Source organism: Dyella sp. EPa41 (genome assembly GCF_016586165.1).
Taxonomy (GTDB): Bacteria; Pseudomonadota; Gammaproteobacteria; order Xanthomonadales; family Rhodanobacteraceae; genus Dyella.
The window spans coordinates 1-12413 of the sequence record NZ_BCPR01000104.1 but is presented as its reverse complement, the minus strand read 5'-3'; the positions used below and the strand labels follow the sequence as shown (position 1 = coordinate 12413).

The window sequence follows — 12413 nt, the reverse complement described above, 5'->3', positions numbered from 1 at the left end:
AAAGAAAAGTGACCCGACCTCCGGCAGGAGGGCGGAAGCCCGCGGCAGGCGAGCCCGATCGCAGAAACCCGGCAACGACAGCACCAGAAATCTTCATGTATCGACACGATGAACATGCAGACCGGCGCGAAAGGCTGTCGCGCACAGGGTGCGCTCCTACAAGGGAACGAGCGCTACGCGAAGAGAGAGTGACCCGGGTCGCGGCAGCGGCTCGGAAGCCCGCCGCCCCAGGGGGGACTCCCTTCGGTCGCAGGCGAGCCAGGTCGCAGAAACCCGGCAACGACAGCATTAGAAATCTTCATGCATCGAACCATGCAGACTGGCGCGAACGGCTGTCGCACACTGGGTGCGCTCCTACAAAAATTGACGAGCCCTTTCGCGACCGCGTCGTGGCGACGTTCCTTGACCTTGCGTCGTCGCGACCATCGCAGATCGAGGCCACCACGTCAGTCCGCGGTCGCGCACTGGGTGCGCTCCTACAAAAAATGGAGGAGCGCTCGTCCACGACCACTGATTCGTCCGGGTCACCGGGATGCTGCCTGTCGTGGGCCCTTATTGCTCACCAGGTCTACCCGCAAGGGGCCGATTGAGATACCCACGGACCGCGGGTTCGTGGTTGACTGTGCGCCGCTGCCCTTTCGCGACACGCCGTGCCCACGCACTCCCGCAAAATCATCCACGTCGACATGGATGCGTTCTACGCATCGGTGGAGCAGCGCGACGATCCGTCGTTGCGTGGCAAGCCCGTCGTCGTGGCCTGGCGCGGTGCGCGCTCGGTGGTGTGCGCCGCGAGCTATGAGGCGCGCAAGTTCGGGGTGCGTTCGGCCATGCCGGCGGTGCGCGCGGAGCGGCTGTGTCCGCAGGCGATCTTCGTGCCGCCGGATTTCACCCGGTACAAAGCCGTGTCTCGGCAGGTGCGCGAGATCTTCGGCCGCCATACCGACCTGATCGAGCCGCTTTCGCTGGACGAGGCCTACCTCGACGTCACCACCACGCACACGCAGCTGCCATCGGCCACCGCCACGGCGGAAGCGATCCGCGCCGCCATTCGCGAGGAAACGCAGCTCACCGCATCGGCGGGCGTGGCGCCCAACAAGTTCCTGGCCAAGATCGCCTCGGATTGGCGCAAGCCCGACGGCCTGTTCGTGGTGCGTCCGCACCAGGTCGAGGCGTTCCTGGCGCCGCTGGCGGTGGGTCGCCTGCCCGGCGTGGGCAAGGTGATGGAGACGCGCCTCACCGAGCTGGGCATCGCCACCGTGGGCGACCTGCGCGCCTTCCCCGCGCAGGAGCTGGAACAACGCTTCGGCCGCTGGGGACGACGCTTGCACGAGTTGTCGCTCGGCATCGATGAGCACCCGGTCGAACCGCATCGCCCTACCCTGCAGGTGTCCGCCGAGGACACCTTCGAGCACGACCTGCCCCTGGGCGAGCTTGCCCCGCATATCCATCGCCTGGCGGAAAAGACCTGGAACGCGCACCAGCGGGAAGTACAGGACGGGCGCGTCGCGCGCACCGTGGTGCTGAAGCTGAAGACGTCGGACTTCCAGACGCTGACCCGCAGTTTCACGCCGTCTACACGCCCCGGCTCGGCCAAGGAACTGGCCGCGATAGCGTGTGCGCTGCGTGATCGCGTGGACCGTCCCGCCGATACGCGCTATCGCCTGGTGGGCGTGGGCCTGGCCGGCTTTGTAGACGTGGACAGTTTCGTTGCGCAGACCGATCTTTTCGACAAACTTGCGTGAAACTTGCGCGTTTATCGGCAGCCTATGCCGAAATACACGTTAAAAAGGCCTTTACTCGATTCACGTTTCCTGAAAGAGTTGAGCCGGGGGAACCAATGGCAACACGACACCTATGGACGTCTAAGCGCCCATAGCGGGTCCCTTTTGCCTTCAAAAATCGGGGAGACATCATGCAGTCCAATCTCAATCGCCTATCAGTAGCGGTACGTTTGGCTCTATCCGTTGGTATTGCATCGAGCGCCGCATTGGCACAGGCACAGGACGCCGCCGTAAAGAGCAACGGACCCGCGGCGCAGAACCAGACGTCCACGCAGGACACCACTGAACAACCCAAGCAGTCCAACGCCAAGACGCTGACCGCCGTGTCGGTCACCGGTTCGCTGATTCGCCGCGTGGATGCCGAAACGGCCAACCCGGTGGTGACGCTGAACCGCGAAGCCATCACCAACAACGGCAGCCCGACCCTGGGCAACGTGCTGCAGGCACTGCCGGCCATCGCGGGCAACGCGACCAACACCCAGAACAACAGCAACGGCGGCGGCGGCGCGAGCCCCACGCTGGAAGGCGGTGACGGTGCGGCCCGTGTTTCGCTGCGCGGCCTGGGCGTGAACCGCACCCTCGTGCTGGTGGACGGCCAGCGCCTCGCCAACGCCGACCTCAACATGATTCCGCAGAACATGGTGGAACGCGTTGACGTGCTGGCCAACGGCTCCTCCACGGTCTACGGCTCCGACGCCGTGGGCGGCGTGGTGAACTTCATCCTGCGCAAGGACTACAAGGGCGCGGAACTGAGCGTCAACGACGGCATTTCCGACCACGGCGACGGCCAGCGCCATGGCGCGCAGTTCACCGTGGGCGCGAGCGGCGACCAGGGCAACATCGTCGCCGGCGTGGACTACAACAAGTACAACCCGGTGCTGGCGCCGCGCCGCAGCTTCTCGGCCCGCCAGCTGTACCTGTACAACGGCGGCCCGCAGCCGTCGGGTTCGCACACCATTCCGACCGGCCGCATTCTCGTGCCGGCAGGCGGGCCGCTGGGAGACAAGACTCCGGGTGGTTGCGAAGTCAACTCGCAGGGCAACGCGTACGTGACGCTTGCCAACGGCAACGGCAGCAGCCTCGGCGACTACCGCTGCTTCAGCAACGCGAACGACACGTACAACTACAACGCCTACAACTACATCCAGCAGCAGCAGGAACGCACCAACGTCTTCGTGATCGGCAACTACAAGATCAACGACTACGTGACGTTCTACGCTGATGCGTTCTACAACCACACCAACTCCTCGGGCCAGGACGCCCCGGCGCCCACGGGCGTGGGCGACGGCTGGCACGTGCTGGCGAGCAACCCGAACAACCCGTTCGGCGTCACCTTCAGCCAGGGCACGCTGGCCGATCCGAACGCACCCGGCGCCGACAGCGGCTACGCCTTCAACACCCGCCTGACCGGCCTGGGCACCCGCCTGCATACCTTCACGACCAACAACGAAGAGGTCAACGCGGGCCTGCGCGGCAACTTCGGCCAGAGCACCTGGAACTGGGATGCCAGCTTCGACTATGGCCATACGCGTCGCATCCAGACCAACTACAACGAAGTGAACGTGCCGGCCTTCCAGGCCGCCATCGACGCCGGCGCCAACATCTTCAACCAGGCCGACCCGGCGGTCACCGCGGCGCTGAAGAAGGGCGTGGACGCACCGCAGTACACCCTGACCAACACCATGAAGCAGGGTCAGTTCAACGCGTCGGGTGAAATCTGGGATCTGCCGGCCGGCGCCATCCAGCTCTCGACCGGCGCGCTGTATCGCAAGACCTCGATGAGCTACAACGTCACCGCCGACGCGATCCTCGACCCGGTGACCAACACCTGCGTGGTGTTGTCCGAAGCCTGCGGTTCGCCGGGCGGCGGCAGCGACACGGTGAAGGAACTGTACGCGGAAACGCTGATCCCGGTGGTCACCGAGCAGCCCTGGGCCTACTCGTTGAACGTCGACCTGGGCGTGCGCTACTCCGACTATGACACCTCGGGCAGCACCACCAACGGCAAGATCGCCATCGAGTACCGTCCCATCGCCGACCTGCTGGTGCGTGGCACGGTCTCGCAGGTGTTCCGCGCGCCGAACATGGACGAGCTGTACGACGGTCGCACGGTGGCCGGCCCCAACCTCACCGACCCGTGCGTGCACCTGACCGCCGCCGAGTTGGCGGCGCACCCGACGGCCTGCCAGTACGTGCCGCCGAACTGGTCCGGCAACCCGATCGGCCAGGTCACCGGCTATTACTCGGGCGCGGCCGCCATCGGCAGCACGCTGAAGCCCGAGCAGGGCAAGTCCATCGACTTCGGCTTCGTGTATTCGCCGAGCTGGTGGGAAGGCGTATCCAGCACGTTGGACTTCTGGCACATCTACCTGTCCGACACGCTCACGCCGATCCAGGCGCAGACCGTGGTCAATGCGTGCTTCGCCAACGCCAACAGCCCGTTCTGTTCGTACATCAACCGCTACGACAACACCAACAAGCTCGCCGGCGCGGTCAACTACATCAACACGCCCGTGGTCAACCTGGGCAACCTGAGCACGACCGGCGTCGACTTCACCTTCAACTACGCCATCCCGCACTTCACCGTGGGCGGCGTGGATCCGGGCAACTTCAAGGCCGCCCTCAACACCACGTATGTCTCGACGTACAAGAACGATGCCGCGCCCGGCCAGCCGGGCTCGGGGTCGATCAACTACGCCGGCACCTACGGCCTGCAGTTCGGCAATATCCCGCGTTGGCGTGGCACGCTCACGGTCAACTGGGCACTGGGTGACTGGAGCGCGCAGTGGCAGTCGCGCTACATCCACAACGTGACCAACTTGAACGCGAACCTCGACACCGGTGCCAGCGCACCGATGGCGTCGGTGCTGTACCACTCGATCTCGGGTGGCTACGAGTGGGCGAAGATCCATACCCGCTTCGACGTGGGTATCGACAACCTCAGCGACAAGATCCCGCCGCTGGCGTACCAGAACGGCTCGAACTACAACGTCGATACGGCGACGTACGACGTGATGGGCCGCTACTTCTGGGCTCGCGCCACGGTGAAGTTCTGATCTGACTGCAAGCCATGCGGATGGTCGCGGCGCCTAGCCGCGACCATCCGCAAGATGCTCTAGGATTCACGGATGACGGAACAGTCCTCGCCATCCTCCGCCGACCTGACCGCGCGCATGCTCGCGGCCTACCAACGGGGCGATATCGCCGCCGTGCTGGCACTCGGCGAACCCATCGCCACCCTCGACGACGTGGACGAAACCGCCCTGCTGCTGCTGGGCGCCGCACAGCAATCCAGCCAGCGCCTGCACGAAGCCGTGGCGACGTTCCGCCGCCTGGTGCAGCGCAAGCCGGATGCCGCCGAATACTGGAACAACCTCGCCGTCGTGGCCCGCCAGCTGGGTGACGCCGACGCTGCCGAAGATGCCCTTCGCCGTGCCGTGACACTGGCGCCACAGGAGGCGCAGATCCACTACAACCTTGGCCTGCTCTACGCCGAGCAGCAGCGCTGGCTGCAGGCACGCGAGGCATTGCTGGATGCCGTGGCGCTGGTGCCGGCCTTCATCGACGCACGCCTGCAGGCGGCGCATGCCTGCTTCGCCTGCGGCGACCACCGTGGCGAGCAGGACATGCTCGACGGCGCCGCCGACTGGCCGCCACAGCCCGCGGAGCAGGCGCTGCTGCTGGCGACCATGCTGTCCGCCCAGGGCGAGCTGGCGGCGGCGTTCCGGGTCCTGGAACGGGCGATCCTGCCCGAGCAGGATGCACAGGTCATGCAATGGCGCATCGCCGCGCTGCGCGCCTCGATGTACGAGCGCAGCAACCAGATCCAGCTGGCCGAAACCGAGCTTGAGCGCGTTCCGTTATCCCAGGTGGAAGCGGCGCTGCCACGGTCGACGGCGCTCGCCACGGCGGCATGGCAGGCCCACGCGGCCGTGGCGGCGCAACGGGGCGAGGCCGAACACTCGGCCGCCCTGTACCAGCGCATGCTTGCACTGAGCGATGGCCCGGAGACGCGCGCCACGGCCGCGTTCGGCCTGGCTGGCGTGATGAACAAGCAGGGCCGCCATGAGGAAGCCTGGCATGCGGCGGAGATCGCCCACGCCGCGCAATGGGACATCGCCAGCGCGCTCGTTCCGGAATTGACCGTCGAGGGCAGCCAGCCGCTGGCAACGGCCGCACTCGACGTAAGCCATGCCGAGTTCGACCAATGGACGACGCTTGCCGCGCCGCGCGACACGGAAAGCCCCGTGTTCGTCGTGGGCTTCCCGCGCTCGGGCACCACGTTGCTCGAACAGATGCTCGATGCGCATCCCGATTTCCGCTCCATGGACGAACGCGACTTCGTCTACGAGCTGATCCATCGCATGCAGCAGGCGGGGCAATCGTATCCGCGCGATCTCGCGGGGTTGACGCAGGACGAAGCGAGCCAGTTGCGCGCCCTCTATCTCGGCATGTCCCGTCGCGTGCTGCCGGATCTCGATGCCCGCCGCCTCGTCGACAAGAACCCGCTCAACATGCTGTGCCTGCCCATGATCGCGCGCCTGTTTCCCGAGGCGCGCATCATCATGTGCCTGCGCCACCCCTGCGACGTGCTGCTCAGCTGCTACATGCTGCCGTTCCGCGCACCGCCCTTCATGGTGCTGTGCTCCTCGCTGAAGCGGCTGGCCGAAGGCTACGTGCAGGCTTTCGAGCAGTGGTATCGCCATGTCGAGGTGTTCGCGCCGCGCGTGCTGGAGTGGCGCTACGAATCGGTGGTCAGCCGCTTCGACGAACACGTCGCGCGCCTGGGGCAATTCCTGGACGTCGCCGATGCGTCGCCGATGGCCCGGTTCGCCGAACATGCGCGCGCCAAGGGCTATATCAGCACGCCGAGCTATGCGCAGGTGACGCAAGGCATCCATCGCGAGGCGGTGAATCGCTGGCATGCGTATCGCGAGCATTTCGAACCCGTGCTGCCCATCCTGCGGCCGATGCTGGAGCGACTCGGCTACGAGGCATGAAGCCGGACGGCGGATCGGCTACGCTGCGCGCCTGCCCCACGCCGAGACGGAACAGCCATGCATTTCGAAGTGCCCAAGGTCCGGATGCATTCCCTGCGCGAGTTCGCGCAGCACTACTTCATGATCGTGCTGTCCATCCTCACCGCGCTGGGCCTGGAACAGTGGATAGAGCACACGCATCACCGCCACGCCGCCGAGCAGGCCAGCGCGCAGATCGAGGTGGAGCTGCGTGGCACGCTGGAAAGCATCCATGGCGCCCTGGCCAGCAACGCGCGCCAGCTGGAGCCGCTGCGCTCGCTGAGGGCCGCCATCAGCGACGACGTGACACGCGGCGTGCCCGATGCGCAGATCAACCAGCACATCCGCGAACTGAAGCATGACTTCGCGCTCAGCGTGAGCTGGCCTTCGTTCGCCACGCAGTCGTGGGACGTCGCCGTGGCGAACCAGTCGGCCACCTGGATCGATATCGAACGGCTGCACAAATACGCCACCGCCTATGCCGCGCAACGCGACGCCTCGAACTGGGTGACGCACGACAGCACCATCGCGCTCAATGCGCCACGCATGGTGGACCTGCGCACGCGCATCGGCCTCGGCAAGGATGTCGATCCGATCGAATTCCTCGGCGTCCTGCAGCAGATGATCAACACGTCGACGGAGACGAGCGGCCATCTCGAACAGACAGCGAAGCCGATCGAGGATGCCCTGGCCAGGGCCACAAGGTGACCTGACAAAGGCCCGCGCAAGCGGGCCTTTCCTTTTGTGACGAAGTGCAAGGAAAGGCCTGAAAATAGGCTTTTTCTTCACATATCACGCGGGCATGCGCCGGCCGCACCGCATGACCGTCCATGGCCTTCGCCGCGCCTTGTCAACGAAAAGTGTTCGCGCAAATTTGCGGGTGCGCGAAGGCGGATCGACATGCCTGCATCGCGCCATTGGCTTCCAATCACTTCATTCGCAAGGCATCTCCTGCCCAGGTGATGCAACGCGGTTGCTTGCGTTTTTCTGTCGCCTCTTCACGCACCTTTTTTCGATTTGCAAGCACGTGTCGAATGCGTTACCAAAGCCGGCGCAACGCCTTCGCCCAGGCGTGGACGTTGCGCATCTGGGGATGCGTCACCGCTGCAACCCCGGCTTTCCGGGGCATACGTTCCACCGCGTGACTCGCTGCAACTGATCCAGTTGCCGGCGTGGGTGAGTTGTTGTCCGCGTCATCGGTCCGGGATCACCCGGGCCGAAACCGATAGCCATTCGCGTACCAGGGAGAAATACATGCAGACCAAAATGAAGCTCGCGTTGCTCGCCAGCCTCGTCGCCTCCGCCTGGCTGCCCGTCCAGGCGGCGCCCGCCAGCGAGGCTTCGCTCCAGGCTCCCCCCGAAATCGTCGGCCCGCTCGAAGCGCAGGCACGCGCCAACTGGCGCGAAGACATCGCGCGCATCGCCACGCCTTCGGAGGGATGCTTCCAGGCGACCTATCCGAGCGTCATCTGGCACCCGGTGACCTGCCACGAAGTGGTGCCGCGCGTGCACCCCGTGCCGCGCTGGTCCCTGCTGGGCGCATCGGAAACGGCCGGCAACGGCAACGACTACACCTTGCAGACCTCCACCCTCATCACCCAGACCGTGGGCACGTTCCCCTCGGTGACGGGGGTCACCTCCGAAACCGGCAAGGGCGTTGCCGCTTACGGTGGCGGCGGCATCCTCGGGCCGAACGAATACTCCCTGCAGATCAATTCGAGCTTCAGTGCGACCACGTCGGCATGCGCCGGTCATTCCGGTTGCACCGTGTGGCAGCAGTTCGTGTATGCGCCTGATTACGAAGTCAGCGGCCAGGCGGCCGTCTTCATGCAGTACTGGCTGATCGGTTACGGCGGCCGCCGCTGCCCGAGCGGCTGGGGCAGTGACGGCGCGGGCGATTGCTACAAGAACAGCGCCGCCGCAACCGCGCCCGACGTACCGGCCACGCAGCTGGCCAACGTGAAGCTCACCGGTTCGGTCACCGCCGGCGGCAACGACACCGTCGTGTTCACCAACGGCACGCAGGCGTACAGCTCCAGCGGCAAGGACAGCGTCCTGTACCTTGCCCAGGTATGGAAGGAGTCGGAATTCAACGTGGTCGGCAACGCCGGCGGATCGGAAGCGGTGTTCAACAGCGGCTCGTCGATCACGGTGAAGGTGGCCGTGACCGATGGTTCCACCGCGACGCCGTCGTGCGTGGCCAACTCCGGCACCACCGGCGAGAGCAACAACCTCAACCTCGGCAGCTGTACCGCGAGCGGTGGTTCGTCGCCGTCGATCCAGTTCACCGAGTCGAACTGAGACGGCAGAAACGAGAAAGCCCGGGGACATCCCGGGCTTTCTTGGCGAGCCGTGGCAGACGGCTTACTTTTTCTTCTTCGGCATGTACAGGTCGGTGATGGTGCCTTCGTAGACTTCGGCCGCCATGCCCACCGACTCGCCCAGCGTGGGATGCGGGTGGATGGTGAGGCCGATGTCACCGGCTTCGGCGCCCATCTCGATGGCCAGGCAGATTTCGCTGATGAGGTCGCCCGAATGCGGGCCGACGATGGCGCCGCCGACGATGCGATGGGTTTCCTCGTCGAAGATCAGCTTGGTGAAGCCTTCCGTGCGGTCGATGCCGATGGCGCGGCCGCTGGCCGCCCACGGGAACTTGCCCACGCCGACCTTGAGGCCCTTTTCCTTCGCCTCGCGCTCGGTGACGCCCACCCAGGACACTTCCGGATCGGTGAAGGCCACCGACGGGATCACGCGCGCATCGAAGTGGCTCTTCATGCCCGACACGACTTCGGCCGCGACGCGCGCCTCGTGCGTGGCCTTGTGCGCCAGCATCGGCTGGCCCACCAGGTCGCCGATGGCGAAGATGTGCTTCACGTTGGTGCGCATCTGCGTGTCGACGTTGATGAAACCGCGCTCGGTGACGGCCACGCCGGCCTTGTCGGCGCCGATCTTGTTGCCGTTGGGCGAGCGGCCCACGGCGACCAGCACGCGGTCGAACAACTTGGTCTCGGGGATGCTCTCGCCCTCGTAGCTGACCTCGATGCCCTTCTTGGTGGCCTTGGCTTCGACCACCTTGGTCTTGAGGTGCACGCCCTTGAGCTTCTTGGCCAGGCGCTGCGCCAGCGGCTTGATCAGGTCGGCATCGGCGCCCGGGATGATCTGGTCCATGAACTCGACCACGGTCACTTCGCTGCCGAGCGCGGAGTACACGGTGGCCATTTCCAGGCCGATGATGCCGCCGCCGACGACCAGCAGCTTCTTGGGCACGTCCTTCAATTCCAGCGCACCGGTGGAATCCATGATGCGCTCGTCGTCCCACGGGAACGCCGGCAGCTTCACCGACTGCGAGCCGGCGGCGATGATGGCGTTCTCGAAACGGATGAGTTTGGTGCCTTCGGCCGTCTGGACTTCCATCTCGTTCGGCGAGATGAAGCTGCCCACGCCCTGCACGGTGCGCACCTTGCGCTGCTTGGCCATGCCCGAGAGGCCGCCGGTGAGCTTGCCGACCACCTTGGTCTTGAAGTCGCGCAGCTTGTCGAGGTCGATCTTCGGTGCGCCGAAGCTGACGCCGTGCGCCGCCATGGCTTCCGCTTCGTCGATCACCGCAGCGGCATGCAGCAGCGCCTTGGACGGGATGCAGCCCACGTTGAGGCAGACGCCGCCGAGGGTGGCGTAGCGCTCCACCAGCACGGTGTCGACGTCGAGGTCGGCCGCGCGGAACGCGGCGGTGTAACCGCCCGGGCCGGAGCCCAGCACGACCAGCTTGCATGTGATGTCGGGCGTGCGGCCGGACGCGCCGGCAGCCTGCGGGGCCGGTTTTGCTCCCTCCCCCCCCTGGGGAGAGGGTTGGGGTGAGGGAGCGGGACTTGCGGGAGCGTTGCTACTGGCGGACTGGGGCGAGGTTGACCCCTCACCCCGACCCTCTCCCCGGAGGGGAGAGGGAGCAGCAGGAGCAGCGGCAGCGTCGGCGGCTTCCAACACGGCGATCAGCGCGCCTTCGGAGACTTCGTCGCCGACCTTGACCTTCAGTTCCTTGATCACGCCGGCGGCGCTCGACGGGATTTCCATCGTCGCCTTGTCCGATTCGAGCGTGATCAGGCTCTGTTCCTTGGCGACGGTGTCGCCGACCTTCACCAGCACCTCGATCACCGGCACGTTGTCGTGGCCGCCGATGTCGGGGACTTTGATTTCGATGGTGCTTGCCATGGGGGATCCTTTGATTCTTTTCGCTACGCATGGAGGGGCGGCGCAAGTCCGCACCCTCACCCCGGCCCTCTCCCGACGGGAGAGGGAGCAATCAGAGGAGCAGGCGGCGGATGTCGCCCAGCTGCTGCGCGAGGTAGGAGGCGAAGCGCGCGGCGAGCGCGCCGTCGATCACGCGGTGGTCGTAGCTGAGCGAGAGCGGCAGCATCAGGCGCGGCGCGAATTCCTTGCCGTTCCACACCGGCTTGGTCGCCGCCTTGGACACGCCGAGGATCGCCACTTCCGGCGCGTTGACGATCGGCGTGAACGCCGTGCCGCCGATGCCGCCGAGCGAGGAGATGGAGAAGCAGCCGCCCGACATCTCGTTGGGGCCGAGCTTCTTGTCGCGCGCCTTCTTGGAGATCTCGCCGAGCTCGATGGCCAGGTCCAGCAGGCCCTTCTTGTCGCAGTCGCGGATCACCGGCACCACCAGGCCATCGGGCGTGTCCACCGCGATGCCGATGTGGAAGTACTTCTTGAGGATCAGCTTCTCGCCGGTTTCATCCAGCGAGGCGTTGAACTGCGGGAATTTCTTCAGCGCCGCGACCACCGCCTTGATCTGGAACACCAGCGGGGTGATCTTCAGGTCCTTGTTCTCTTCGCCGAGCTTCTTGCGGAAGGCTTCCAGCTCGGTGATGTCGGCGTCTTCGTGCTGCGTGACGTGCGGGATCATCGCCCAGTTGCGCGCCAGGTTCGCACCGGAGATCTTCTGGATGCGCGACAGCGGCTTCTCTTCGATCGCGCCGAACTTGGCGAAGTCGACCTTCGGCCACGGCAGCAGGTTGAGCCCGCCGCCGGCCGCGACCGGCGCGCCGGCCGGACGCGCGCCCGAGGCGAGCGCGTGCTTGACGTAACCGGTGACGTCTTCGCGCTGGATGCGGCCGCCGCGGCCCGAACCCTTCACCTGGCGGATATCCACGCCCAGCTCGCGCGCGAAGGCGCGGATGGCCGGGCTGGCGTAGGGGGCGTCGCCCGGCATCACGATGCCGGCATCGAACGGCGGACGCGCCGTGGGCGCGACGTCGCCTTCCGGCGCGTTGCCGGGCAGCACGCCACGCGGCGTCGCGATCGGCGCGGGCTTCTCTTCCACCTTGGGCGCCTCCACCCTGGTGGGCGCCGCGGCCTGGGCCGGAGCGGCGGCGGGCGCGCCACCGGCGGCCTCGACCAGGGCGATCAGGCTGCCTTCGGAGAGTTCGTCGCCGACCTTGACCTTGATCTCCTTCACCACGCCCGCGAACGGAGCGGGCACTTCCATGGTGGCCTTGTCCGATTCCAGCGTGATCAGGCTCTGGTCCTTGGCGATGGTGTCGCCGACCTTCACCAGGATCTCGATGACCGGCACGTCGCTGCTGCCGATATCGGGCACCTTCAC

General features: G+C 66.0%; 7 protein-coding genes. 5 read left to right on the top strand and 2 right to left on the bottom strand.

Going from position 1 to position 12413, the window contains the following annotated elements; translation table 11 throughout:
* The first annotated feature begins 650 nt into the window (after nucleotides 1–650).
* From dinB to JMF82_RS20410, 5 genes are all read left to right on the top strand, one after another.
* Nucleotides 651–1742: a DNA polymerase IV gene (gene dinB / locus JMF82_RS20430; RefSeq protein WP_201316367.1), complete on the top strand. Its 1092-nt coding sequence runs from the start codon at nucleotides 651–653 to the stop codon at nucleotides 1740–1742.
* Between the two features lie 245 nt (nucleotides 1743–1987).
* Nucleotides 1988–4837: a TonB-dependent receptor gene (locus tag JMF82_RS20425; RefSeq protein WP_236585603.1), complete on the top strand. Its 2850-nt coding sequence runs from the start codon at nucleotides 1988–1990 to the stop codon at nucleotides 4835–4837.
* 72 nt (nucleotides 4838–4909) lie between these two features.
* Nucleotides 4910–6781, top strand: a complete 1872-nt coding sequence (locus JMF82_RS20420) for a tetratricopeptide repeat-containing sulfotransferase family protein (protein WP_236585602.1) — start codon at nucleotides 4910–4912, stop codon at nucleotides 6779–6781.
* Nucleotides 6782–6838: 57 nt separating this feature from the next.
* Nucleotides 6839–7507 (top strand): hypothetical protein, encoded by a 669-nt coding sequence (locus JMF82_RS20415; RefSeq protein ID WP_201316365.1) that lies wholly within the window; start codon nucleotides 6839–6841, stop codon nucleotides 7505–7507.
* A 546-nt stretch (nucleotides 7508–8053) separates the two neighbouring features.
* Nucleotides 8054–9100, top strand: coding sequence for a hypothetical protein (locus JMF82_RS20410; protein WP_201316364.1), 1047 nt, complete (start codon nucleotides 8054–8056; stop codon nucleotides 9098–9100).
* 63 nt (nucleotides 9101–9163) lie between these two features.
* On the opposite strand, the gene lpdA is transcribed toward JMF82_RS20410, so the two are convergent.
* Nucleotides 9164–11005, bottom strand: coding sequence for a dihydrolipoyl dehydrogenase (lpdA, locus tag JMF82_RS20405; RefSeq protein ID WP_201316363.1), 1842 nt, complete (start codon nucleotides 11003–11005; stop codon nucleotides 9164–9166).
* A gap of 91 nt (nucleotides 11006–11096) precedes the next feature.
* Nucleotides 11097–12413, bottom strand: coding sequence for a dihydrolipoyllysine-residue acetyltransferase (gene aceF, locus JMF82_RS20400; RefSeq protein ID WP_201316362.1), 1317 nt, complete (start codon nucleotides 12411–12413; stop codon nucleotides 11097–11099).

Bases quoted from the DNA above. Each gene is read 5' to 3' on its own strand.
- JMF82_RS20420 (WP_236585602.1), top strand. From the start codon at position 4,910: ATGACGGAACAGTCCTCGCCATCCTCCGCCGACCTGACCGCGCGCATG.
- JMF82_RS20415 (WP_201316365.1), top strand. From the start codon at position 6,839: ATGCATTTCGAAGTGCCCAAGGTCCGGATGCATTCCCTGCGCGAGTTC.
- JMF82_RS20410 (WP_201316364.1), top strand. From the start codon at position 8,054: ATGCAGACCAAAATGAAGCTCGCGTTGCTCGCCAGCCTCGTCGCCTCC.
- lpdA (WP_201316363.1), bottom strand. From the start codon at position 11,005: ATGGCAAGCACCATCGAAATCAAAGTCCCCGACATCGGCGGCCACGAC.